Source organism: Mesorhizobium sp. M00.F.Ca.ET.216.01.1.1, assembly GCF_004010325.2.
Classification (GTDB): Bacteria; Pseudomonadota; Alphaproteobacteria; order Rhizobiales; family Rhizobiaceae; genus Mesorhizobium.
In genome coordinates this window covers 337,596-362,400 of record NZ_SADR02000003.1, presented here as the reverse complement: position 1 = coordinate 362,400, position 24,805 = coordinate 337,596, and the positions used below count along the sequence as shown (strand labels likewise).

At 62.3% G+C, this 24,805-nt stretch carries 25 protein-coding genes; 5 read left to right on the top strand and 20 right to left on the bottom strand.

All coding sequences use genetic code 11. The features are described 5' to 3' along the window. A partial coding sequence (locus tag EN859_RS06795; RefSeq protein ID WP_245525501.1) for a transposase family protein occupies positions 1–164 on the bottom strand: 164 nt, incomplete at its 3' end. A 195-nt stretch (positions 165–359) separates the two neighbouring features. Here EN859_RS06795 and EN859_RS06790 point away from each other — a divergent pair. Beyond that, entirely contained in the window at positions 360–1,247 is an 888-nt protein-coding gene (locus EN859_RS06790; protein WP_127852321.1) for a GNAT family N-acetyltransferase, read from the top strand. Between the two features lie 78 nt (positions 1,248–1,325). Here the strand turns inward: EN859_RS06790 and grpE are convergent, their stop codons facing one another. Beyond that, on the bottom strand, positions 1,326–1,961 hold the full coding sequence (gene grpE, locus EN859_RS06785; RefSeq protein ID WP_127852322.1) for a nucleotide exchange factor GrpE: 636 nt from the start codon (positions 1,959–1,961) through the stop codon (positions 1,326–1,328). Positions 1,962–2,206: 245 nt separating this feature from the next. Between grpE and EN859_RS06780 the strand changes: the two genes are divergently transcribed. Together EN859_RS06780 and EN859_RS06775 are read left to right on the top strand one after the other, a co-directional pair. Continuing rightward, on the top strand, positions 2,207–2,419 hold the full coding sequence (locus EN859_RS06780; protein WP_127852323.1) for a hypothetical protein: 213 nt from the start codon (positions 2,207–2,209) through the stop codon (positions 2,417–2,419). A 140-nt stretch (positions 2,420–2,559) separates the two neighbouring features. Continuing rightward, on the top strand, positions 2,560–3,582 hold the full coding sequence (locus EN859_RS06775; protein WP_127852324.1) for a fatty acid desaturase: 1,023 nt from the start codon (positions 2,560–2,562) through the stop codon (positions 3,580–3,582). Between the two features lie 47 nt (positions 3,583–3,629). Here EN859_RS06775 and EN859_RS06770 read toward each other — a convergent pair whose 3' ends face one another. The 6 genes from EN859_RS06770 to cysG form a co-directional block, all read right to left on the bottom strand. Beyond that, positions 3,630–4,250 carry a DJ-1/PfpI family protein gene (locus EN859_RS06770; protein WP_127852325.1) on the bottom strand — a complete coding sequence of 207 codons (621 nt, stop codon included), beginning with the start codon at positions 4,248–4,250 and terminating at the stop codon, positions 3,630–3,632. A 143-nt stretch (positions 4,251–4,393) separates the two neighbouring features. After that, a complete protein-coding gene (locus EN859_RS06765) occupies positions 4,394–4,930 on the bottom strand; it encodes a DUF934 domain-containing protein (RefSeq protein WP_127852326.1) in 537 nt (178 codons plus the stop codon). 173 nt (positions 4,931–5,103) lie between these two features. Then, positions 5,104–5,868, bottom strand: coding sequence for a phosphoadenylyl-sulfate reductase (locus EN859_RS06760; protein WP_127852327.1), 765 nt, complete (start codon positions 5,866–5,868; stop codon positions 5,104–5,106). After that, positions 5,843–7,513, bottom strand: coding sequence for a nitrite/sulfite reductase (locus tag EN859_RS06755; RefSeq protein ID WP_127852328.1), 1,671 nt, complete (start codon positions 7,511–7,513; stop codon positions 5,843–5,845). Before EN859_RS06755 ends, EN859_RS06760 begins: the two co-directional genes overlap by 26 nt. Positions 7,514–7,560: 47 nt before the next feature. Beyond that, the gene (locus EN859_RS06750) at positions 7,561–7,866 is read right to left on the bottom strand and encodes a DUF2849 domain-containing protein (RefSeq protein WP_127852329.1); all 306 of its coding nucleotides are present in this window, start codon (positions 7,864–7,866) and stop codon (positions 7,561–7,563) included. After that, positions 7,863–9,314, bottom strand: coding sequence for a siroheme synthase CysG (gene cysG, locus EN859_RS06745; RefSeq protein WP_127852330.1), 1,452 nt, complete (start codon positions 9,312–9,314; stop codon positions 7,863–7,865). The genes EN859_RS06750 and cysG overlap by 4 nt, the downstream gene beginning before the upstream one ends. A gap of 419 nt (positions 9,315–9,733) precedes the next feature. Between cysG and EN859_RS06740 the strand changes: the two genes are divergently transcribed. After that, entirely contained in the window at positions 9,734–10,183 is a 450-nt protein-coding gene (locus tag EN859_RS06740) for a host attachment family protein (RefSeq protein ID WP_127852331.1), read from the top strand. 67 nt (positions 10,184–10,250) lie between these two features. On the opposite strand, the gene EN859_RS06735 is transcribed toward EN859_RS06740, so the two are convergent. The 8 genes from EN859_RS06735 to EN859_RS06700 form a co-directional block, all read right to left on the bottom strand. Beyond that, positions 10,251–11,003 (bottom strand): SDR family oxidoreductase, encoded by a 753-nt coding sequence (locus EN859_RS06735; RefSeq protein ID WP_127852332.1) that lies wholly within the window; start codon positions 11,001–11,003, stop codon positions 10,251–10,253. Between the two features lie 53 nt (positions 11,004–11,056). Then, positions 11,057–13,309 (bottom strand): transglycosylase domain-containing protein, encoded by a 2,253-nt coding sequence (locus EN859_RS06730; protein ID WP_127852333.1) that lies wholly within the window; start codon positions 13,307–13,309, stop codon positions 11,057–11,059. Positions 13,310–13,774: 465 nt separating this feature from the next. Then, positions 13,775–14,161 carry a hypothetical protein gene (locus tag EN859_RS06725; protein ID WP_127852334.1) on the bottom strand — a complete coding sequence of 129 codons (387 nt, stop codon included), beginning with the start codon at positions 14,159–14,161 and terminating at the stop codon, positions 13,775–13,777. Positions 14,162–14,387: 226 nt separating this feature from the next. Continuing rightward, on the bottom strand, positions 14,388–14,534 hold the full coding sequence (locus EN859_RS06720) for a hypothetical protein (RefSeq protein ID WP_127852335.1): 147 nt from the start codon (positions 14,532–14,534) through the stop codon (positions 14,388–14,390). 126 nt (positions 14,535–14,660) lie between these two features. Continuing rightward, entirely contained in the window at positions 14,661–14,915 is a 255-nt protein-coding gene (locus EN859_RS06715) for a GlsB/YeaQ/YmgE family stress response membrane protein (protein ID WP_127852336.1), read from the bottom strand. 150 nt (positions 14,916–15,065) lie between these two features. Further along, on the bottom strand, positions 15,066–15,314 hold the full coding sequence (locus EN859_RS06710; protein ID WP_127852337.1) for a hypothetical protein: 249 nt from the start codon (positions 15,312–15,314) through the stop codon (positions 15,066–15,068). 101 nt (positions 15,315–15,415) lie between these two features. Continuing rightward, positions 15,416–16,036, bottom strand: coding sequence for a ribonuclease D (locus tag EN859_RS06705; RefSeq protein ID WP_127852338.1), 621 nt, complete (start codon positions 16,034–16,036; stop codon positions 15,416–15,418). Positions 16,037–16,116: 80 nt separating this feature from the next. Further along, entirely contained in the window at positions 16,117–17,502 is a 1,386-nt protein-coding gene (locus EN859_RS06700; RefSeq protein WP_127852339.1) for a M20/M25/M40 family metallo-hydrolase, read from the bottom strand. A 407-nt stretch (positions 17,503–17,909) separates the two neighbouring features. On the opposite strand from EN859_RS06700, the gene polA reads away from it, so the two are divergent. Beyond that, positions 17,910–20,861, top strand: coding sequence for a DNA polymerase I (gene polA / locus EN859_RS06695; protein WP_127852638.1), 2,952 nt, complete (start codon positions 17,910–17,912; stop codon positions 20,859–20,861). Positions 20,862–21,026: 165 nt separating this feature from the next. On the opposite strand, the gene EN859_RS06690 is transcribed toward polA, so the two are convergent. The 4 genes from EN859_RS06690 to EN859_RS06675 all read right to left on the bottom strand — a co-directional run bounded on the left by EN859_RS06690 (position 21,027) and on the right by EN859_RS06675 (position 24,767). Further along, positions 21,027–21,431 carry a Fur family transcriptional regulator gene (locus EN859_RS06690; protein ID WP_127852340.1) on the bottom strand — a complete coding sequence of 135 codons (405 nt, stop codon included), beginning with the start codon at positions 21,429–21,431 and terminating at the stop codon, positions 21,027–21,029. A 222-nt stretch (positions 21,432–21,653) separates the two neighbouring features. Beyond that, positions 21,654–22,700, bottom strand: coding sequence for an L-glyceraldehyde 3-phosphate reductase (gene mgrA / locus EN859_RS06685; protein WP_127852341.1), 1,047 nt, complete (start codon positions 22,698–22,700; stop codon positions 21,654–21,656). 157 nt (positions 22,701–22,857) lie between these two features. Then, the gene (locus tag EN859_RS06680; RefSeq protein WP_127852342.1) at positions 22,858–24,009 is read right to left on the bottom strand and encodes a Gfo/Idh/MocA family oxidoreductase; all 1,152 of its coding nucleotides are present in this window, start codon (positions 24,007–24,009) and stop codon (positions 22,858–22,860) included. 11 nt (positions 24,010–24,020) lie between these two features. After that, positions 24,021–24,767 (bottom strand): sugar phosphate isomerase/epimerase, encoded by a 747-nt coding sequence (locus tag EN859_RS06675; RefSeq protein ID WP_127852343.1) that lies wholly within the window; start codon positions 24,765–24,767, stop codon positions 24,021–24,023. Positions 24,768–24,805 lie beyond the last annotated feature (38 nt).

Genomic DNA, 24,805 nt, shown 5'->3' with positions numbered 1-24,805 from the left:
TAGTCGTCGCAATCGCAGATCGTGCCGCAGACGACCAGCAGCAGCACTTCCGGCAGCGGATGTGCCACCCGCCATGGCTCACGCGGATCTTCAATGGCTGAAAAATGCTCCAGCAGCGCCTTCAGGCGTGGCTTCTCAAATCCTTCGAGGGCGGCAATGGTCATGACAGGGCTCCGAATCATGGAAGCCCCATGGAATCAGATCAACCGCAATCCCTAAAGCGCGTTAACCCGAGTTCGAAGCCCTGTCCTCAGCCGACGAAGTATTGCCCGCTGAGCCGTATCACGGTACTGTCACAATCCTGTTGCACCTACACCGTATCCCCGTGCCAAGAGGGATGGCTCGAAGGAGAATCACTCGTGCATACAGTTATGCCGGAATGTGACACTCGACCGAACGCCGGCGGTGCATTGCTCGCCGGGCGGAACGTCGATGCCGTCACAAAAGGCGCACCGTTGGGCCGTATCGGCAACCTCGAAGTGCGGCTCGCCCGCAACGAGGCCGAGATCGCCGCTGCCCAGGAAGTGCGCTACCGGGTATTTTATGACGAGCTCGGTGCCAGGAAGGACCTGTTCCAGGCGCAGGACCGGCGCGACGCCGACCGCTTCGACCCGCTCTGCGACCATCTGCTCGTCTTCGATAATTCGCTTTCCGGTCCCGAGCACCGCCGCATCGTCGGCACCTACCGTCTGCTGCGGCAGGAGATCGCGGCGGCCGCAGGCGGCTTCTATTCCGAAGGAGAGTTCGAACTGACCAAGCTGATTGCCCGCCATCCCGGCCAGCGCTTCCTCGAACTCGGCCGCTCCTGTGTCTTGCCGGAATACCGCTCGAAACGCACCATCGAAGCGCTGTGGCAAGGCATATGGGCCTATATCAACCACTACGGCATCGGCGTGATGACCGGCTGCGCCTCGTTCCACGGCATCGTGCCGGCGGCGCATGCCGAGGCGCTCACCTATCTTGCCCATCACTGCCGGACCAATTCGGCCTGGGACGTAAGGGCGGTTAGCGGTCGCTATTGCTCCATGGACCTGATGCCGATCGAGGCGGTCAACGCCAAGGCGGCTATCGCGTCAATGCCGCCGCTGGTCAAGGGTTACCTGCGCGTCGGCGCCCGCATTGGCGACGGCTGCGTCATCGACCACGAATTCTCGACTGTCGACGTGTTCGTGGTGATGCCGGTCAAGGAGATCGGCGCGCGCTACGTCAACTACTATGGCGGGGAAGCGCAACGCTTCGCGGCGTGAATGAATAGTGAATAGACGATAGAGCGAAGCCATGTGGCTGCTGCTATTTCCTACTGACTATTCGCTACTCACCACCGTTCACGCATCCTTCTCAGCCTGCTCATTGACAGGCCCCGGCTCGACGGGTGCTTCGCCCGCCGCTTGCTTTGGACCGCCCTTGGCAACGCCGACCATGGCCGGCCGCAGCACCCGTTCGCCGATCGAATAGCCTGGCTGCACGACCTGGACGACGGTGTTGGCGGGGACGTCGGGATTTGGCACCTCGAACATCGCCTGGTGGAAATTCGGGTCGAATTTCTCGCCTTCCGGTTCGAGCTTCTTTACCCCGTGCCGCTCCAGCGCCGACAACATGGCGCGCTCGGTGATCTCGACACCTTCGATCAACGCCTTGAAGCCGGCATCGCCGGATGCCTTGGTCTCGGCCGGGATGGCATCGAGCGCGCGGCGCAGATTGTCCGATACCGACAGCATGTCGCGGGCGAAGTTGGCGACCGCATAGGCACGTGCGTCATGCACGTCGCGCGCGGTGCGGCGACGCAGGTTTTCCATCTCGGCCGCAACGCGCAGCGCGCGGTCCTTCAGTTCCTCGTTTTCCTTCAGAAGCCGCACAAGCGCTTCATAGTCGCCGTCGAGGCTGCCTTCCGTGCGTTCGGTAGCGGTCTCGGCCGTTTCGATATCCTCGGGCGCGCGTTCGTCTTTTGCCTGGTCGCTCATCGCCATTTCCCGTCATTTCAAATGGTATGGATTTGCGCCCGATATCGAGGTTTAGCGGCCAAAAATCAAGGGGCAAGCGATATCGGGCAGCTGCCAGTTCTAGCTTCGGCGGCAGACTGTGAAGACCTTTCTATATTAATTCAAATTTTACTGTAACCACCGGCATTGCTTGCAAGCGTGCTGCGATGCGGGAACCATTCCCGGGCTGGAGGAGTTTCGAAACCAGATTTAGGATTTTGGGAACGATGACCCGCAACAATGGCGACAGCCGCGAGGGGCTGGCGGCTGACATCAGGCGCCAGTTCGGTAACGAGGCAACGACGCGCTTTCTGCGCGCTCTGCCGGCATTCCGTATGGAGGCCGACATACCTGACCATTTCAGGGAACTGCTCGACCGGCTGGACGGCATAGAAGCAAGCACGGCTGGAGCGAACCCCGCCAGAAAGCGCCGGCAGTAAAAACCCGCCGATAAACGGCACGGGCCGTTATGGCGCCAGGCTGCCTTTTCGTATCGCAATGGTCGTCGCGCGACAATACGCGCAGTAATTCTGCGTGAACTGTGCCTTGCGGCAGCCCGACACCCTGACTATGGTTTCTGATGAATATGATTTCCCCCGAGGCCGCTGCCAACAGCAAGCGTGCGTGGTTGAAGGTTCTGGCTCGCTACAAGAAGCCTGACAGGCGGCGCAGCGCCATCGAACTCGCCATCACGCTCATTCCTTTCGTCACGCTCTGGGCGCTCTCTTCGGCCGCCTATTCCTACGGCCATTGGTGGGGTCTGATCCTCATCGTCCCGGCAGCCGGCTTTCTGGTGCGGATTTTCATGATCCAGCACGATTGCGGCCATGGCTCCTTCTTTGCCAATCGTTACGCCGACGACTGGATCGGCCGCGGCCTCGGCGTCCTGACGCTGACGCCCTATGATTGCTGGCGGCGCGCCCACGCCACCCATCACGCCAGCGCCGGCAATCTCGACCAGCGCGGCACGGGCGACATCACGACATTGACCGTCGCCGAATACCGGCAAATGCCTTGGCGTGGCCGCCTTGCCTATCGTCTTTATCGCCACCCTCTGGTCATGTTCGGGCTCGGCCCGACATGGATCTTCATTTTCGAGCAAAGGCTGCCGCTCGGCATGATGCGGGGCGGCCTCACGCCCTGGGTGTCGTCCATGGCCACCAATCTCGCCATCGCACTCGCGGCTGCGGCGCTTATCTGGTTCGTCGGCCTCGGCGCGTTCCTGGTCGTCCACTTGCCGATCGTCATCCTCGCCGGCTCGGCTGGTGTCTGGCTGTTCTATGTCCAGCACCAGTTCGAGGAGACGGAGTGGGTAAACGACACCGAATGGGAATTCCAGCATGCTGCGCTGCACGGCTCGTCCTACTACGACCTGCCGCCGGTGCTGAACTGGTTCACCGGCAATATCGGCGTCCACCACGTGCACCACCTCTCCGCCAAGGTGCCATGCTACCGGCTTCAAGAGGTGTTGAGGGATCATCCGGAACTGCGCGACATCGGCCGCGTCACGCTTCTCGACAGCCTGCGCTGCGTCAAGCTGGCGCTGTGGGATGAGAGCCGCAGGAAGCTGGTGTCGTTCCGCGAAGCACGGATGGCTGCATAAAACCGCCGCACCTCCCTCCAGTGCGGCGGTTTTATCCAAGACTCAGATCAAGCGGCCTTGCGCTCGTCGCGCATCAGCATCTTGCCGTCGCGGATTTCGGTGCCGAGAACCTTCAGGCATTCGCGCATGAAGGCGGCCAGCCCAGGCCAGCCCTTGGCCGACACCAGATTGCCGTCGACATGAGCGCCGGTCGGCGTTACGTCGATATAGATGCCGCCGGCCAGTGTGACTTCCGGCTCGCAATATTGCAGCGCCGCGACTTCCCGGCCGCGCACCACGCCGTCGACGGCGATCAGGATCTGCACGCCGTGGCAGATGGTGAAGATCGGCTTGCCGGTCTCATGGAAATGCCGCACCAGCGCCTGCACGCGCTTGTCGATGCGGATGTATTCCGGCCCCCGTCCGCCCGCCGCATAAACGGCATCGTATTCGGCCGGGTTGACCTCGGAAAACGTCTTGTTGAGGATGTAATCGTGGCCGAGCTTTTCCGTATAGGTCTGGTGGCCTTCGAAGTCGTGCAGCGACGTCTTCAATATGTCGCCCGCCTTCTTGTCGGGACAGACGACATGGACCGTGTGGCCAACCGCATGCATGGCCTGTTCAAAGACGAAAATCTCGTATTCCTCGCTGAACTCGCCAACGAGCATCAATATCTTTTTGCCTGCCATTCCGGTTCCTCCCTTGGTGGCAACTTATTTCGGAGCGCGAAATAATGGACCTATCCTAAGGGGAAGATGACCGAAGGAAAAGTGCGAATCGCACAATTGGTCGGACCAGATTGATTTGGCCGGGGATACGCCGGAGATTGTGATCAGACAGTGCGCTCGCGCCGCCACGAATATTTTGGCCCCTTCGCTTCCGGCTTGGCGGTCGGCTGATAGGACAACGGCAGTCCGCCGATGCGGCCTTCTTCGAGCCGTTTCAGCAACACCGGGTGCGAGACCTCGAACTCGTCGAAGCCGAGGCGCAGCATATGCGGCAGCTGGTCGACGAGAACCTGCCCGGTGGCGCGGACAGGGCCCTCGAAATGGTGGCGGCTGCGCAGCAACTCACCCTTGGAGAACGAGCGTCCGTCATTGAAGGCCGGAAAAGCTAGCGCCACCAGCGACAGCTGGTCCAGCAGGCCGGCGATCTTGTCGAGCTCGTCGCCGGGCTGGAGCAGCACGCCAATGCGTTCCTTGGCCGACCGCCGCAACTGCGGGTCGAGCTCGAGAAACGCCTGCAGCGGCAGGATGAAACGACCGTTGCCTGACAGTGCATCGGCACTCTCGGCATGAGCCCACTCGTCCTCGCGGAAACCCGTCGGGGTCCAGAGGCGGATGGCGGTCTCCGGTTTCGGTTCGGTCATCAAGAAGTTCCTAAGGCCAAAAAGAATTCTCGGGTGTGTTGAGATTCAGGTCAGGCCGAGCCGAAAATGGTGGCTTCCGAGATCCGGAGCGGAGCGTACTTCTGGGTACGTGAGCACCGGAAGCGCAGGAAACCGCCGTTTGCAGGCCGGCATCACCTGAATATCAACATACCCTAAAGCGATGCGTCGGTCAGCGACTTCTCCAGGCCCGACAAATGGATGCCGCACTCGGTCTTGGCGTGTCCCGCCCAACGACCGCTGCGCGCGTCCTCGCCCGGCTGCACCGGCTGCGTGCATGGGAAACAGCCGATCGACAGATAACCATAGGCGACCAGCGGGTTTTCCCGCAGCGCATGCGAGCGCATGTAATCGGCCTGGTCGGCGGTCGTCCAGTGCGCCAGCGGATTGATACGGATACGCGAACCGACCGCCTCGAAGACGGGAAGCGCCGCGCGCGTCGAGGCCTGGAAGCGCTTGCGGCCCGTGAACCAGGCACGGAACGGCTCGACGCCGCGCGCCAAAGGCTCGACCTTGCGGACATCGCAGCAGGCGTCGGTATTGGTCTGGTGCAGATTGCCGGTTGGATCGATTCTTTCGAGCGCCGCCTGATCAGGCCTCATCACCCTGACATCGGTCAGCCCGAAATCGGCGACGAGCGCGTCACGATAGCCGAGCGTCTCCTCGAAATGCTTGCCGGTGTCGAGGAAGATCACCGGCAGGGTGCGGTCGATCTTGGCGATCATGTGCAGCAGCACGGCTGAATCGGCGCCGAAGGATGAAACGGCGGCGATCTCACCATGAAAGAATTCGCTGGCCGCCCGCTCGATGATCTCTAGCGGGCCTAGATGACCATGGAGTGCGTCGAGCCCGGCCGCTTCGGCAGCGATGCCGGCCTCGACGTCGACGATCCGGTCAAGCGGCCTTGGCTTCGCCAGCATAGAGCGCCTCCTTGAACGGCGCGGGACCGACACGGCGGTAGGCGTCGATGAATGTTTCCTTGGGGTCGAGCCGAAGTCCGAGATAGGTTTCGACGATCCGCTCGATGGCGTCGGTGATCTCTTCCGAGCTGAAGCCGCGACCTATGATCTCGCCGACAGAGGTATTCTCATCGGCCGAACCGCCAAGCGTGACCTGATAGAGTTCGGCGCCTTTCTTCTCGACGCCGAGGATGCCGATATGGCCGACATGATGGTGGCCGCAGGCATTGATGCAGCCGGAAATCTTCAGCTTCAGTTCGCCGATGTCACGCTGACGTTCGAGCGAGGCGAAGCGGCGCGAGATTTCCTGCGCCACCGGAATCGAACGCGCCGTGGCCAACGCGCAATAGTCGAGCCCCGGGCACGAGATGATGTCGGTGATCAGGTTGGAGTTGGCCGTCGCCAGTCCGACACCGACCAGCGCATCGTAGACCGCCTTGAGGTCGGCGCGCGCCACATGCGGCAGGATCAGGTTCTGCTCATGGCTGACACGCAACTCGTCGAAAGAGTATTTCTCTGCGATGTCGGCGACCGCTTCCATCTGGCTGTCCGAGGCATCGCCCGGCGCTTCGCCGATGCCCTTGAGCGAGATGGTCACCGCCGCGTAGTCGGGATGGCGATGGGTCACCACGTTCTGGTCGAGCCATTCCGAGAAACTCTTCGAATCGAGCCGGGCAAGCTTGACCGCTTCGTCGCCTTCCGGCCGCTCGATCAGCGCCGGCGGCGCGAAATAGGCATCGATGGCGCGGATGTCGGCTTCCGGCAGCTTCAGATCCTGGTCCTTCAGCTCCTGCCATTCGGCCTCGACCTGACGGGTGATCTCCTCGACGCCGGTCTCGTGGACGAGGATCTTGATCCGCGCCTTGTATTTGTTGTCGCGGCGGCCGTAGAGGTTGTAAACGCGCAGGATCGCCGTGCAGTAGGACAACAGATCCGCCTCGGGCAGGAAGTCGCGGATCTTCTTGGCCACCATCGGCGTGCGGCCCTGACCGCCGCCGACATAGACCGCGAAACCGAGTTCGCCGGCCGCATTCTTCTTCAGGTGCAGGCCGATGTCATGCGTCTGGATAGCGGCCCGGTCGCGCTCGGCGCCGGTTACCGCGATCTTGAATTTCCTCGGCAGGAACGAAAACTCTGGATGCACCGACGACCACTGGCGCAGGATTTCGGCGTAGGGGCGCGGATCGGCGACCTCGTCGGCCGCAGCACCGGCGAAGTGGTCGGCAGTGACATTGCGGATGCAATTGCCGCTGGTCTGGATAGCGTGCATCTCGACGCTTGCCAGATCGGCCAGGATCGCCGGAATGTCCGACAGCGCCGGCCAGTTGAACTGGATGTTCTGGCGCGTCGTGAAATGGCCGTAGCCCTTGTCGTATTTGCGGGCGATGTGGCCGAGCATGCGCAGCTGCTTGCTGTTCAGCGTGCCGTAGGGCACCGCGATGCGCAGCATGTAGGCGTGAAGCTGCAGGTAGACGCCGTTCATCAGCCGCAGCGGCCGGAACTGATCCTCGGTGATCTCGCCGGCAAGCCGCCGTGCGACCTGGTCGCTGAACTCGGCGACGCGAGCCTGGACGAAATCTTGGTCGAACTCATCGTAACGGTACATGTCTGGTCTTTCCGGGCGCGTCCGCCCGCTTCGTCAAATGTGCTGGCTCATGCCGCCCGGGCAGCTGTCGGACGAGCCTGCTTGCCCAGATCGTTGCGGTTGGTGGGGCCGGCGGCGCGGATCTTTTCACGCAGCCGAACCGGTTCGACGATACCGTTGACGACGCTCACGTCGATCAGGTTGACGTCGACCACTTCGTTATCGGCGTAGGCCTTGGCGCCGATCACCTCGAGCCGGTCCTCGGCCGCCTTGTCATGGGCGACTTCGGCATTGCCGATCGTCTCGGCCCATCCGCCATTGGCATACCAGACGGCTTCGCCGTCGGTGAGGCGGTTCGCGGTCAGAACCTTCATTCTTCAACTCCTTCGGCGGCCGCGCTGGCCATGCCTTCATGCCTGTGTGCCGAGAGCGGCTCGGAACGTTCGAAATTGGCGCCGGCGACGGCATCGCCGATGATGGTCATGACCGGGCCGGTCAGGTCGGCGCGCACCTCCAGCGACGGCAGATCGGCGAGCGTGCCATGGAAACGGCGGCGGCTGGCCAGGCTGGCGTTCTCGACCACGGCGACCGCCGTATCCGGCGACAGGCCGGCTTCGATCAGCCGGCCGGCAACCTCTGCCGCGACCGAGCGGCCCATATAGACGGCGACCGTGGCGCCGGAGATGGCAAGCTTTGCCCAGTCGGGCAGCGAATTGCCCTTGAGGTCGTGGCCGGTAGTGAACACCATCGACGACGACACGCCGCGCAGCGTCAGTGGCAATTCGAAGTCGGCGGCGGCGGCAAATGCAGCGGTGACGCCTGGAACCAGATCATAGGCGACGCCGGCGTCGCGCAGCGCCGCCATTTCCTCGCCGGCCCGGCCGAACACCAGCGGGTCGCCGGATTTCAGCCGTACCACGCGCTTGCCGGCGCGGCCGAGTTCGACCAGCAGCTCGTTGATCTCGGCCTGGCTCTTGGAGTGGCAGCCCTTGCGCTTGCCGACCGGCAGGCGCTCGGCGTCGCGGCGGCCCATGGCGACGATCGCCTCTGGCACCAGCGCGTCATAGACGATCACGTCGGCTTCCATCAGCAGGCGGTGGGCGCGCAGCGTCAGCAGGTCCTCGGCACCAGGTCCTGCGCCCACCAAAGCAACATGGCCCGAAGCCGGTGCGTTCGAGAGCAATAGGTCGACGGCGGCATCATGCGCCTGTGAAAGCTGACCTTCCTCCACCGCACGTGCCGGTGCGCCAGCAAAAAAATCACTCCAGAAACGGCGACGGGCATTGCCTTTCGGCAGCAATCTCTCGGCTGCGCCGCGAAACGAAGCGGCAAGCGAAGCGAGTGGCCCGAGTGACGGCGACAGCATGCGGTCGATGCGGCTGCGCAGCATCTGGGCAAGCACCGGGCCCGCGCCTTCGGTGCCTATGGCGATGGCGACCGGCGCGCGGTTGACCAGAGCCGGGGTGAAGAAATCGCAAAGCTCCGGCCGGTCGACGGCATTGACCGGTATGCCCAGCCGGCGCGCGTCCTCCACAACCTGGCGGTCAAGCGCTTCGCGCCCACTGGCGGCAAACACCATGGCCGCGCCTTCGAGATGCGCGGCATCGTAGGCAGCAGCGATGTGGACAGCGCCGGTCGCAGCAATGAAGGCCAGCAGCTCGGCTTCGGCGGCATCGGTGATGATGCGCAGCAACGCGCTCGACTGGCTGATCAGCCGCGCCTTGGCGAGAGCCTCCCCGCCGCCGCCGACGATGGCGACAGCTTCGCCCTCGACCCGCATGAAGACGGGAAAGGCGTTGAGCTTGAGGTTGGCCTGCGGCATGGCGAGCGAAATTCCTGAACAATTTGGCAGTTTTACGCGCGGGCGCGAAAAACCAGAAGGAACCCACTCGCGCATCGCTTCGTGGGAGGCAATCGCTTTTCCGCAAGCATGACAGGCAAGAGAAAAATATTCCACATCCGAATGTGACGCGGATTCGGGCTGCTATTGAGAGCCCTGTCCTGCGGCCGTCTAGCGGCAAATCGGCCGTTTTCACAAAGCAGTTTTTTCTAAATTCTATCAATTTAGTAGATTAAAGTCGCCACACTCTCGATGGAGAAATCGTCGGCTAGCTGCTCGATTGTCCCTTTCCGGTACCGGAACATTCTCGCCTCGGCATGCGTTTGCCCAGCGGGTCCGAAGCCTGCCACCGCCGCGATGGTCTACCCGCAGGTTCCAAATCAGGAAAGGAGGAGCGCTCGATGAGCAACGTCGTTCTGAAACATGGACTGTGGATCGTAGTGGCCGACGGCGAGAAAGCGCTGTTCCTTCGCAACGAGGGCGGCGCGCTGAATCCGAACCTTGAGGTCGTACAGGAAATGGAACAGGAAAATCCTGCCACCCGCCATCAGGGCAGCGACCGCCCCGGCCGCTATAGCGACGGCCCCTCTGTCCACCGCAGTGCGGTCGAGGACACCGACTGGCACCGTCTCGGCAAGGAGCGTTTTGCCGAAAAAATTGCCGAGCGACTCTACAAGCTCGCGCATCGCGGCGCGTTCAAGGAGATCGTCCTGATCGCACCACCGCAGGTGCTTGGCGAGATGCGCAGGAAACTGCACAAGGAGGTCGAGGAAAGGATAAAGGCAGAAATTCCGAAGACGCTGACCAACCACACCATAGACGAGATCGAGAGCCTGCTGCAGGCGGCCTGACAGAGCCATTGGCGAGCGGCGCCGACAACCGCTCAATTAGAAATGGCTCAATTAGAAAGGCGCTCGCTCACACATGCTGGCCGCCGTTGATGTGGATCTCCGAACCCGTCACGTAGGAGGCTTGCTGCGAGCACAGGAAGAATATGATGTCCGCGACCTCTGCCGTCGTGCCCAGCCGCCTGAGCGGGATGGTCTCGACGATCTTGTCCGTTCCGGGCGACAGGATCGCAGTGTCAATCTCGCCGGGCGCAATCGCATTGACGCGGATGCCGTGCGGGCCGAAATCATGCGCCATCTCGCGCGTCAGCGAGCCGAGTGCCGCCTTCGATGTCGCATAGGCGGTGCCGGCAAAAGGATGCACGCGGGTGCCGGCGATCGAGGTGACGTTGACGATCGAGCCCTTGGCCGCGGCCAATTCCCTGAACAGTCCGCGTGCCAGCATGATCGGCGCGAAGAAATTGACCTGGAACACGTCGCGCCAGACATGCATCGGCGTATCGATCGAGTTCATGCGGCTGTTGCCGTCCTTCAGCTTCGGCGAGATGCCGGCATTGTTGACCAGCGCATGCAGCTGACCGCCATGCGCTTCCAGCCGACGGCGGATCTCCGAAACGGCGATGCCGACATCTTCCTGATCGGCGAGATCGACCTTGATATGGTCCTCCGGGCCGGCAGGCCACGGACAGTCCTCCGCAAAAGCCTGGCGCGAGCAGGTGATGACGCGCCAACTCTCGCGCGAAAAACGCTTGACCGTGGCGTGGCCGATGCCGCGGCTGGCGCCGGTCAGCACGATCGTCTTTCTGGTGTCCAGTTCGGTCATGTCGCGGTCTCCAAGCCGGACATGTAGCGGAACGCGACTGCGGTGGCGAGGGGTCAGCCGCCGGTGAGGATGTCGAGGATCGAAGTCTGCCGCTTCTTGACCGGACCGCCGACATTGCCGGGCGGCACCGGATGCCTGATCGATGCGGTGGTGCCACCGTCACCCGGCATGCCGGAGCCGTCGGCATCGACCGTTTCGGCGGGACGCGCGGCGCGGGCCGGCGCAGGCGCTTGGGCGGTGGGCGCGGATTGGCCAACCGGAGCCTGCGGAACCGGCGCCGGCTGCGCTGTGTCGGACGGTATTTCGTCCTGAACGATCGTGTCCGCCGGGGTCGACTTCCACGTTCCGGGCAGCGGCCGCACCGGCACGCCCTCATGCGCGGCGACCATGAACTCGTGCCAGGCCTGTGCCGGCAGCGCACCGCCGGTGACCTTCTTCATCGGGCTGCCGTCGTCATTGCCGAACCACACGCCGGTGGTGAGGTTGGCGGTATAGCCTACGAACCAGGCGTCGCGCGAATTCTGGCTGGTGCCGGTCTTGCCGGCGGACGGCCAAGCGAAAGCCGCCTTCCTGGCCGTACCGATTTCGACAGTGCCGGTCATCATCGAGTTCATCATGCCGATGATCTCCGGTTTGACGACGCGTGGCGCGCTGCCGCCATTGTTGTCGTAGAGCACCTTGCCGTCGGTTGTCGTCACCCGGCGGATGAAATGGACCTCCGGGCGGTAGCCGCCATTGGCGAAGGGCACATAGGCCGACGTCAGTTCCAGCGGCGTCACTTCGGAGGTGCCGAGCGCAATCGACGTGTTGGCCGTCAGATCGGACTGGATGCCCATGCGGTGCGCCGCTTCGACCACCGCGTCGGGTCCGACTTCCATGGTCAGTTGGGCAGCCACCGAGTTCAACGATTTCGCCAGCGCCGTCGCCAGGGTCACCTTGCCGAAATACTTGCCGTGGTAATTGTCGGGCGTCCATTTGCCGATCTTGATCGGCGCATCGTTGCGCACACTGTCAGGCGTACGGCCGGCTTCAAGCGCCGCCGTATAAACGAACGGCTTGAACGCCGAGCCCGGCTGGCGGCGCGCTTCCGAGGCACGGTCGAACTGGCTGGTCGAATAATCATAGCCGCCGACCATGGCGCGCACAGCGCCGGAATTGTCGATCGACACCAGCGCGCCTTGGCTGACATTGAGCTTCTTGCCGCTCTCGTCGACCAGGCGCCGGATCGATTGCTCGGCGAGCTTCTGTAGCGTCAGGTCAACGGTGGTGTCGACGATGATATCGCCGCGCACATCGCCGATCAGGTCAGGCAGCTCTTCCATGATGGTGTCGGCGACATAGTTTTCCGAGCCGGTCCAGTAGGATGGCGCGCGCGTCGCCGGCGCGCTCATCGCCATGGTCAGTTCCTTGGCGCTGATCTTGCCTTCGTTGCGCATGGCGGCGAGCACGAGCTGGGAGCGCTCCTCGGCCGCCTTCGGGTCGCGTGCCGGCGACAATCGCGACGGCGCCTTCAAAAGGCCGGCGAGAAGGGCGGCCTCCGACAATGTGACGTCGCGCGCGCTCTTGCCGAAATAGCGGCGCGAAGCCGCCTCGACGCCAAAGGCGCCGGAGCCGAAATAGACCCGGTTGAGGTACATTTCAAGGATCTGGTCCTTGGTGTGCTTGTGCTCGAGCCACAGCGCCAGAAGCACTTCCTGCACCTTGCGTTCGACCGTGCGGTCCGGGGTCAGGAACAGGTTCTTGGCAAGCTGCTGGGTCAGCGTCGAGCCGCCTTGCGAAAAATGCCCGCCAAGAACATTGGCCACCATGGCGCGAGAAAGACCGATCGGGTCGATGCCGAAATGCGAATAGAAGCGGCGGTCCTCGATGGCGATCACGGCCTCGGGAATATAGGGCGACATTTCGTGCAGGCCGACAGCCTCGCCGCCGCTCATGCCGCGGTTGGCGAGCAGCTTTCCATCGACCGAGACGATCTTGATGTTGGGGGCGCGGTCGGGGATGGCCCAGGTCGTGGCCGCCGGCATCTTCGCGCCGTAATAGACGATTATGCTGGCGGCGGCGATGCCGCCCCAGATAGCCAGCACGAAGCACCAGTAGAACAACCGGCCAAGCACACCAAACAGGCCACGCCGGTTCCGGCCACGTCCGCGGCGCGATTTCGCCTTGGCCGGCTTTCGTCTTGCGGAGGACTTGCGATTGCCTGGCACGACGCGATCCTTCTCGCTCACCGAAAACCCGGCCGAGGAATTCGCTCGCGGCGATCCCTCGAAGCTGGGTTCGATGCGATTGTCTCTGCGGTTCGCCATGCGCTGTGCTGTCTGTCCCGATGCCGTGGCGCTCGGGTTGCAGAGTAGATACGGCGATTTAAGGGCGCGTTAAGCGGCTCAAAAACAATTCAATGCGTTTTCAACGCCTTGGGGGAGTTGTTCGTCACTGGACGCCACTGCTCTGTTCGCGACGCCTGTTTCTGCCAGCCGCAAACTTTCGTCAGCCTCCGTGAAGGCCGGGGCGTCTTTCATGAGTCGGTGGGGATTTGCGTTCCGTGCATCAACTGCCCGCCGGCCGTCATTCGGCACGCGGACGGACCTATGGCAGGTCGCCGCAAGATACACTTTTCATAAGATCGTTAGAGCGCGATCAGCAAAGGCCTGTCGGTTCGACCGCGCTCTAAGCCGCTGAATTTTTGTGCATGATCCTCTCGCCAAGTCATTCGACCTGGCGGATCAGGCATTAGCAAAAGGATTCCCGCAATGCAGCGAGAACCCCCATCCTCAGATCGCAGCGCGAACGGAAAGCGCCGCCCTGGACGACAGCATCGATACGCCAACGTGGCAGTAGCAGACGATTTCGTGGAGTTGATTGTCGGTCAATTCGAAGAAACGCTTTGCTTCGCCATAGCTGTCGTTCTTTAGTCCCTCATCGCGCAGAATGGGATCGTCGAAGGCAACCGATATTGGCGATCCGTCGCCCCGCATTGCATTGCGTTCTACCGACGGGCGGTACTCGGTCCCGGTAAGTGCGGTAAGGGACCGGTTGGGGTGCCGTTCAAGAAGGTCCGACCAACGTTCGAGGCGTTGGGTTCGGTCCATTACTGGATGTTTTGGCTCTCTGTGGACCTCAGCTACCGTGTGCAATTGGTCCAGTGTCTGGTGCCTCATGGCAACCTCCTAAAAATAGGTGGTTTGGCCCCAAGCGCCCTGAGCAGTATCATAGCGCGGAAGTGTCGATACGTCACCCCAATTCGATGTCCGGATTGGCTGCTCGCCATGAATGCATTGACTATGGGCCAGCCCTCATTTTCCGCGCTGCCGATAACGGGGTACCAGCAAAATCAACGATTTACCTCAGTCTCGCAGGCGCCTAAGTCGCGCCAAGCCGACACGTTCAGTTCTGCTGGATCGAAATACCCTTATCATCGATCTTCAGCTCCACGCCCTTCGGCCTGGCTTGCTCGCGATAGACGTAGATGCCGAGCCCGATGACCACGACCACGAGCGCGCCGATGATGAGGTAGAGCGTGTTCTGTTTCATGGCGCGCCCTTCATTCGACCCACTACAGCGCCGCGTCCTTTTTGGACGCGCAAAGGGCGCTGTAACACTTTAGTTTTTTACGCATGACCCGAAAGTCGAATCCGATTTTCGGGCCATGCGCTAGCCTCAAGCTCGTTTTACCAGCTTGATCAGCAACAGAAGGATGATGGCGCCGATCGTAGCGTGGAAGATGGAGGCGAGAATGCCGCGCCCGATAGCGAACCCTATCCTTGGGAAGAGCCAGCCGGCGATGAACGCACCAATGATGCCGACGATGATGTTGCCGATCAGGCCGAAGCCGAAGCCTGAGACGATGAGGCCGGCGAGCCAGCCGGCAATGGCCCCGATGATGATAAAGACGAGCAGGCTTTCGATTCCCATGGCGAGTTCCTGAGAGCAAGAGGCGAACGCAGGCGCGCAGGGCCCGAATCGGCCTCGTTATCAAAGATTTCACGCTATGCGAAAGCAGCCAGCCTCGCCAGCACGTCATTCGTGCCCGCCTGCGGCATCATTCGTCCCCCGCCAGCGGCATCATTGGTCATCGTCATCCTCGGACGCGGGCCGCCAGCTGGTCGGTTCGATCTTCTTTTGCGTATGACTGTCCGTGTACGCCCACCAGCCGGCATCGCTTTCGTCCCAGTCACCGCCAGCAGCCTTAAGTCGGGCGAGCGAACGGTATTGCGCGATGGATTCGTTCATGACGCCATCGCTGTCCTGCCAGTAGACGGCGACCTTGGAACCGTCTTTCGGCGCTGTTTCGATTGGTTTTCGGGCAGCCATCTCATCCCTCTCCATGGACCGGCAGAACGCCGCGGCAAACGTCCGGTTCCCGAAAACCCGCTCCGGCGAGACATATGGAGTTGGTTTTCGAGATTAGGCTATCAGCTATGCGCGAAGATGTCCTCTTCACCCCAGCCCATCAGATCGAGTTTCGCACGCGTCGGCAGGAAGCGGAAACAGGCGTCGGCTTCCTTCGTCCGGTTTTCACGCGCCAGCCGCGCGCCCAGCACATCGCGCAGCTGGTGCAGATAGAGTACGTCGGAGGCGGCATATTCGAGCTGCTCCGCCGACAGCGTCTCGGCCGCCCAGTCCGACGATTGCTGCGCCTTCGACAGGCCGATGCCGAGAAGTTCGCTGCAGATGTCCTTCAGCCCGTGTCGGTCGGTGTAGGTGCGGGTCAGCCGCGATGCGATCTTGGTGCAGAACACCGGCTCCGGCATGACGCCGAAGGCATTGTAGAGCACCGCGAGATCGAAACGGCCATAATGGAAAAGCTTGGTCACGCTGCGGTTCCTGAGCAGGCTGACGAGGTTCGGTGCCCTCTTTTGGCCGGGTGCGATCTGGATGACGTCGGCGGAGCCGTCGCCTGGCGAGATCTGCACCACGCAAAGCCGGTCGCGATGCGGTTTCAGCCCCAGCGTCTCGGTGTCGATGGCCACCGTCCCGACATCGTAATGCGACAGGTCGGGCAGGTCGTTCTTGTGGAAGCGAATATCGCTCATCGTCTTCTCCGGGTCGCGGCGTGACCCGTCCTCGCCGCGATCCACGGAAAAATCAACAGAAACTTGATTTCCACGCCCGTTCAGCGCGTCAACGCGTCGAGAATGCGGGCCCAGGAGCGCTGCCCCTTATGGAAGGAGCTCAGCTCGTATTTCTCGTTGGGAGAATGGATACGGTCGTCGTCAAGGCCAAAACCGACCAGCAGCGACTCGATGCCGAGATAGGTCTGGAAATCGCCGACGACCGGGATCGAGCCGCCGCTTCCGGTCGTTACCGCGGGCTTCGGCCATTCATCCGACAGCGCGTCCTTGGCTTTGGCGAGGAACGGCGAGTCGTAGGAAAGCTGGATCGCCGGCGAGCCGCCATGCGGGTGGAATTCGACCGAGCAGTCGGCCGGAATGCGTTCCCTGACAAATGCCTGGAAAGCGGCGCGGATCTTCTCCGGGTCCTGCTTGTGGACGAGGCGGAACGACACCTTCACCGAGGCTTCCGCCGCGATCACCGTCTTGAAACCCTTGCCGGTATAGCCGCCGGTGATGCCGTTGAACTCGGCCGTTGGCCGCGCCCAGGTAAGTTCCAGCACCGAGCGGCCCTTTTCGCCGGACGGAATTAACAGGCCGACTGGCCCGAGGAAGGTCTCGGCCGTCTCACCAAGCGTCTCCCAAGACTTCAGGACCTGGGAAGGCGTTTCCTCGACGCCGTCATAGAAGCCTGGAATGGTGACATGGCCGTCCTTGTCGTGAATGTCGGCAAGGACCTTGGCCAGGATGCGGATCGGATTGGCGGCAGCACCACCGTAAAGCCCGGAATGCAGGTCGCGGTCGGCCGCCTTGACCGTGATCTCCTCGCCGACCAGGCCACGCAGCGCGACGCAGATCGACGGCGTATCACGGTCCCACATGCCGGTATCGCAGACCAGCGCAAAGTCGGCCTTGAGTTCGGCCGCGTTTGCCTCGAGGAACGGCTTCAGCGACGGCGAGCCGGACTCTTCCTCGCCCTCGAACAATATCGTGATGCGGCACGGCAGGCCGCCATGCACCTGCTTCCAGGCGCGGCATGCCTCGACGAAGGTCATCAACTGCCCCTTGTCGTCGGCCGAACCGCGCCCGGTGATCACCTTGTGGCCGGGCTCGATCTCCTTCACCGCAGGAGCGAATGGATCGCTTTCCCAGAGCTCGATCGGATCGACAGGCTGCACGTCGTAATGGCCGTAGAACAGCACATGCGGCGCGCCCACTGGCCCTTCATGGTGCGCCACCACCATCGGATGGCCCGGCGTGTCGCGCACACTGGCGTCGAAGCCGATCAGCTGGAGCTCCGCCACCAGCCACTCCGCAGCCTTGCGGCAGTCGGCGGCGTAGTCAGGATCGGTGGAGATCGACTTGATCCTGAGCAGGCCGAACAGGCTTTCCAGGCTCTGGTCGAGGTTGTTGTCGAGGCGGTCGAGGACGGGAGAAATTCTGGACATTTTGTCGGGCCTTTCGAATCTGAGCAACAACCCTAAAGCTGCTGGGCAGAAACAAAAAGCCCGCGATCGTTGGACCACGAGCCGCCTGTCGAACGGCAAAAAAAATGCCGCCGTGGTGGAGGGGGAACCACGGCGGCTTTTACTCGAAACGATGCGGCAGCCCGGAGAGGGGGGATAGGCTGCCGCACATGTCCGGGATAGGCGGGGGACGGGCCTTACTCCGGACTTCGGCGAAAACTGCCGATGACAATTATCTGTGTCTCCGAACGTGGCGATTCAAGGGCACGAAAATTACAGTTTTGTAACATACCCGTGATCGGATCGACTTGTCAGGGGTGTTGCCGAAACCGTGGTTGAGATCGCCTTTGCCATGGACCGCAGCGCTGTGCCGCGCTATCCCTGCCGACATGAAAAAAGGCGATCATCTCTTCCTTGTCGACGGCTCCGGCTACATCTTTCGCGCCTACCATGCGCTGCCGCCGCTGACCCGCAAATCCGATGGGCTGCCGACCAGTGCCGTGCTCGGTTTCTGCAATATGGTCTGGAAGCTGACGCAGGACGCCCGCAACACCGATGTCGGCATCGTGCCGACGCATTTCGCCGTGATCTTCGACTATTCGTCGAAAACCTTCCGCAACGATTTCTACCCCGAATACAAGGCCAACCGCTCGGCGCCGCCGGAAGACCTGATCCCGCAATTCGGCCTGATACGCCAGGCGACCAGGGCCTTCAACCTGCCCTGCATCGAGATGGAAGGATTCGAGGCCGACGACCTTATCGCCACCTATTGCCGGCTTGCCTGCGAAGCCGGCGGCGACACTACCATCATCTCTTCCGACAAGGATCTGATGCAGCTGGTCGGCGCCACGGTCAGCATGTACGACCCGATGAAAGACCGCCAGATCGGCGTTCCCGAAGTCATCGAGAAATGGGGCGTGCCGCCGGAAAAGATGATCGACCTGCAGGCGCTGACCGGCGACTCTGTCGACAACGTGCCCGGAGTGCCCGGCATCGGGCCGAAGACGGCGGCACAATTGCTCGAACAGTTCGGCGACCTTGATGGGCTGCTGGCGCGCGCCGGCGAGATCAAGCAGGACAAGCGGCGGGAATCGATCATCGCCAACGCCGACAAGGCGCGCATCTCACGCCATCTGGTAACGCTGAAGAACGACGTGCCGGTCACCGAGGGGCTCGACGATTTCGTGCTGCATGCGCCCGACGGACCGAAGCTGATCGGTTTCCTCAAGACCATGGAGTTTTCCTCGCTGACCCGCCGGGTGGCAGAAGCAACCGGAACGGAGGCCGGCGATGTTCCGGCTACCGCCGTCGTGATCGAGCGCGCCGACACGGCGCATGGTCCCGACGTCGGCGCCGGAGCGCCGGCCGGCGCTAAGACGGACGAAGCCACAGAAGCGGCACCGGCTACATCCAGGACCGAAGTGCCCAAGGAAGGCGACACGCCTTCCCTGCTCTCGGCGCTTCGCCTGGAGGCCGCCACCGCAAGCAAGATCGACACCAGCGCCTATGTCTCGATCCGCGATGCCGCCACGCTGAAGGCCTGGGTGGCCGAGGCCATGGAGACCGGTGTCGTTGCCTTCGCCACCGAGACCACCTCGCTCGACCCGATGCGGGCGGAGCTTATCGGCGTCTCGATGGCCACCGCGCCGGGTCGCGCCGCCTATGTGCCGCTCGCGCACAAAAGCGGAAACGGCGACCTGCTCGGCGGCGGATTGACCGACAACCAGATTCCGGTCCGCGAGGCGCTCGCCGTGCTGAAGCCATTGCTTGAAGACAGGTCTGTCCTCAAGATCGTGCAGGAGTTGAAATACCACCTTGTCGTCATGAGCCGCCACGGCATCGACGTCGCGCCTTTCGACGACACCATGCTGATTTCCTACGTGCTGGACGCCGGCACGTCCGGCGGCCACGGCTTGGCAGCCCTGTCGGAGAAGTGGCTTGGGCATTCGCCCACCCCCCTCAAGGCGCTGGCCGGCTCGGGAAAGAGCTTCGTCGGCTTCGACCAAGTCGATATCGACAAGGCAACCGCTTACGGTGCAACGCACGCCGACATAACGCTGAGGCTCTGGCGAGTGCTGAAGCCGCGGCTCGCCGCCAAGGGCCTGGTCTCGGTCTATGAGCGGCTGGAGCGGCCGCTGGTGCCGGTGCTGGCAAGGATGGAGCAACGCGGCATCTCCATCGACCGGCAGATCCTGTCGCGGCTCTCCGGCGAGCTGGCGCAGGGCGCCGCGCGGCTGGAGGAGGAAATCTACCAGCTCGTCGGCGAGCGCATCAACATCGGTTCGCCGAAACAGCTCGGCGACATCCTGTTCGGACGGATGGGCCTGCCGGGCGGATCGAAGACCAGGACCGGACAATGGTCGACCTCGGCGCAGCTTCTGGAGGATCTCGCCGCCGAAGGCCATGAGCTGCCGCGCAAGATCGTCGACTGGCGCCAGCTCACCAAGCTGAAGTCGACCTATACCGACGCGCTGCCTGGCTTCATCCATCCGGACACCAAGCGCGTGCATACGTCATACGCGCTCGCCGCGACGACGACCGGCCGGCTGTCGTCCTCCGACCCCAATTTGCAGAACATCCCGGTCCGCACCGCCGAAGGGCGAAAGATCAGGGCGGCCTTCATCGCCGATAAGGGCCACAAGCTGGTGTCCGCCGACTATAGCCAGATCGAGCTGCGCGTGCTCGCCCATGTCGCTGAAATCCCGCAGCTCAAGCAGGCTTTTGCCGACGGCGCCGACATCCACGCCATCACCGCATCGGAAATGTTCAACGTGCCGGTCGAAGGCATGCCGTCAGAGGTGCGCCGCCGCGCCAAGGCGATCAATTTCGGCATCATCTACGGCATCTCTGCCTTCGGCCTCGCCAATCAGCTGTCGATCCCGCGCGAGGAAGCGGGTGCCTACATCAAGAAGTATTTCGAGCGCTTCCCCGGCATCCGCGACTATATCGAAGCGACCAAGGCCTATGCCCGCGAATACGGCTACGTCGAAACCATCTTCGGCCGCCGCATCCACTATCCGGAGATAAGATCCTCCAACCCCTCCATCCGCGCGTTCAACGAACGCGCCTCGATCAACGCAAGGCTGCAGGGCACCGCTGCCGACATCATCCGCCGCGCCATGATACGCATGGATGACGCGCTGGAAAAAGCCGGGCTTTCGGCTCGCATGCTGCTGCAGGTGCACGACGAGTTGATCTTCGAAACCGTGGAACCGGAGGTCGAAGCGACGATCCCTGTCGTGCGCCATGTGATGGAGAACGCGCCGATGCCGGCGGTCTCGATGTCGGTGCCGCTGCATGTCGACGCCCGCGCCGCCAACAACTGGGACGAGGCGCATTAACACGCGAAACGTGTATTGAGATTCAGGTCAGGCCGAGCCGGAGTCGCGCAAGCGACCAAACAGGTGGTTTCCGAGAACCGGAGCGGAGCGTACTTTGGTATGTGAGCAGCGGAAGCGCAGGAAGCCACCATTTGCAGGCCGGCATCACCTGAATAGCAACATACCTTAAGCCGCCTCGGCCCGGCACTTGGCGCAGGTGCCGCGGAATTCGATCACCGCTTTTTTGGCGGCAAAGCCCGTCGAGCGTACCCATTCGTCGAGCCGGTGGCCGATATCGTGGTCGGACATTTCCGTCACCTGCCCGCATGTGTCGCAAATGGCGAAGGCGGTCATCGAATGGCTGTGGTCGTGCGGCTCGGCGCAGGCGACGAAGGAATTGAGGCTTTCGAGCCTGTGCACGAAACCGGACTTCACCAGCGTGTCGAGCGCGCGATAGACCTGCAGCGGCGCGCGAAAGCCGCGTTCCCGAAGTTGGTCGAGCAATGTATAGGCGCTGAGCGGCCCGCTGGCGGCCTCGAGTTTCTCGAGCACGCACAACTGGTTCTTCGTCAGCACATCCCTTGCTGCCATGATCCTGCTTTCAACCCGCTTGCGCCCTTGCACGTCATTTCCGCATGCAAGCGGTTCCAATCCTATCCAGATAGCGACGAACAGGCATTTTTGCTACTGTTTCTGCGCCAGCGCGGCGCACTAGCCAGCCAAACTCGGAAACTGGTATTTGGCACCTGAAAAAAGAAGGCGAGAACAGGTCCCGCCGTCTTGGTCGGACAAGTTGCCGGCTTGTGTGGCGCGCTACTTCCTCGGCGGACCCTTGCGCTCAGCCGAGGCCGCCCACAGGTTGATGTCGGCTTCGCGCGCATAGGTGTCGATCTCGCCCAGTTCAGCATCGCTGAAGCCGAGCACGTTCAGCGCGCCGACGCAATCCTCGACCTGTTCCGGCCGGCTGGCACCAATCAGCGCCGAGGTCACTCGGCCCTTGCGCAGCACCCAGGCCAGCGCCATCTGTGCCAGCGTCTGGCCGCGGCGACAGGCGATCGCGTTCAGCGCCTTGATATTGGTGATGGTCTTGTCGTTGATGAACGACGGGCGCAGCGACTTGCCTTGGTTGGCGCGGCTGCCCTCAGGGATGCCGCCAAGATATTTGTCGGTCAGCATGCCTTGCGCAAGCGGCGAGAACACGATCGAGCCGACGCCGAGCCCTTCCAGCGTGTCGAGCAGGCCGTCTTCCTCTACCCAACGGTTGAGCATCGAGTAGCTCGGCTGATGGATGACGCAAGGCGTGCCGAGCTGCTTCAAGATATCGGCGGCTTCGCGCGTGCGCTGCGAATTGTAGGAGGAGATGCCGGCATAGAGCGCCTTGCCGGAGCGCACCGCGTGGTCGAGCGCGCCCATCGTTTCTTCCAGCGGTGTGTCGGGATCGAAGCGGTGCGAATAGAAGATGTCGACATAGTCGAGACCCATCCGCTTCAGGCTCTGATCGAGGCTGGCCAGCACATATTTGCGCCCACCCCATTCACCATAAGGTCCCGGCCACATTTCGTAACCGGCCTTGGTCGAGATGATCAGTTCGTCGCGATAGGCGGCGAAGTCCGTCCTGAGAATTTCGCCGAAAGCCGTCTCCGCGGAGCCTGGCGGCGGGCCGTAATTGTTGGCGAGGTCGAAATGCGTGATGCCAAGATCGAAGGCCTTGCGCACAATCGCCTGCTTGGTTCTATGCGGCGTGTCGTTACCGAAATTGTGCCACAGCCCGAGCGAGATCGCCGGCAACTTCAGGCCGGACCGCCCGCAGCGATTGTAGATCATTTTCTCATAACGGTTTTCGGCGGGGGCATAGGGCATGGAAAATCCTCAAATCAAAACGTGCCCGACAACTGCCGCCGCGACAACGCGGCGAGTCGGCTCTGCCCCTTACCCTTACCCTTACCCCGCAAAAACGGGGAGAGGGGATCGCAAACGTTGGAGCTTGTCCGCTTCTCCCGTGAGGCGCGCCACCCGCCTACTTGTTCTTGTTCTTCTTCGCCAGCAGCTCTTTCGCTTCCTTGACGCCCAGTGCTGCAGGCCGTTCGCAGGTGGTCTGCATGGCGACGACCTTCGCAGTCTCGCCGGACCGCAACAGGCCGGTCATCACGTCGACGGCATGCAGCGCCAGTTCCATCGAGCAGCGGTGCGGCCGGCCTTCCGCAATCGCCAATGCCATGTCGGCCAGACCGGCGGTGCGGTAATTGGCCATCATGCCCTGCGAATGCATCTCGTTGGGCACGCCAAACGGATGCTTCCATTTCGGCAGCTTCTTGACCGGCTTGGCCCCCTCGGTGAAGCGCACGTCGCCGCCGAAGAAATTCGGATCCGGCACGAACACCGTGCCCGCCTCGCCATAGAGTTCCATCGGCGCATGGCCATGGCTCCACACGTCCCAGCTGGTATTGAGCGTCACTACGGCGCCATTCTCGAACTCCATCACGCCGTGGATCGTCGTTGGCGTAGCGACCGGGATTTTTTCGCCCGCGCGCGGTTTCGAGCTGATGGTGCGTTCCTTTGCCGGGATAGAAGCGAAGGCCGCCACCTGCTTTACTGGCCCGATAAGCTGGATCAGGTTGGTGATGTAATAGGGCCCGATGTCGAGCACTGGACCCGCGCCCGGCAGGAAGAAGAAGTCGGGATTGGGATGCCAATGCTCCATGCCATGGCTCATCACATGGCATGTGCCGCTGGTGATCTTGCCGAGCTTGCCGGTGTCGATCAGGTTGCGTACAAGCTGGTGCGCACCGCCGAAGAACGTGTCTGGCGCCGAGCCGATGCGTAGCCCCTTTTTCTCCGCCCGCTGCTTCAGGTCGAGTCCTTCCTTGACCGACAGCACGAACGGCTTTTCCGAATAGACATGCTTGCCGGCATCGAGGATCTGCTTCGACACTTCATAGTGCACCGCCGGAATGGTGAGGTTGACGATGATGTCGATGTCATCGGCCTTGAGCAGCCCGTCGACGGTCTCTGCGCGCAGCTTGAACTCCAGCGCCCGAACCTTTGCCGCCGCCATGTTGATGTCTGCGCAGGCGCGCATCTCGATGCCGCGAAACAGCGGCGCCAGCGAAAAATACGCCTTTGAGATGTTGCCGCAGCCGATGACGCCGATACCAAGTTTTCTTGCCATGCTGATTGCTCCTAATAGGTCTTGGCGGCTGCGATCGAGCGGCGGGCAAAACGCTCGATGTCATTGGGGTTGTCCTGTTCCATGACGTAGTACTTGGCGGCGCTTTTGGCGCGCAAGGCCTTGATCAGGCCGGCCCAGTCGATGGTGCCGTGGCCGACGTCCGACCAGCCGTCCTCGTCGAGGCCCTCGCCGGGCTTGGCCATGTCCTTGACATGGACGGCGACGATGCGCCTGCCGTGCTTCTCGATCCAGGGCAGCGGATCGACGCTGCCGCGCACTACCCAGGCGACGTCCATCTCCCAACCAATGTCGGGCGCCGAAGACAGGATATGGTCTTGCGGCACCGAGCCATCTGCGAGTGTCTTGAACTCGAAATCATGGTTGTGCCAGGCAAAGCCGTAGCCGGCCTTGTCAGCCGTCTCGCCGACCTTGGCCAGGCGGGCGCCGAAGCTGCTCCAGCCGGCTGCGTCGGTCGGCCTGGCATCGGCCATCAGAAACGGGCAGATGAGCAGCGTGATGCCAAGCGCGTCGGCGATTTTGCGCACGCCGTCGAAATCCTTTTCGAGCGCGTCGATCGAGAAATGCCCGGTCGGCATGGCGAGCCCGTTCTTGTCGAGCTCGGCGCGGAATGCCTTCGGGTCGTCATAGACGCCGCCGAACCCTTCGACTTCGCTGTAGCCGAGCTTGCCGAGCGTCTTGAGCACGTCCTCCCAAGGCTGGAAATTGCGCGCACTGTAAAGTTGGAATGACCAGTTCATAGTCTCTGTCCGTTCTCTTGGGGATAGGTGGTTCTTGG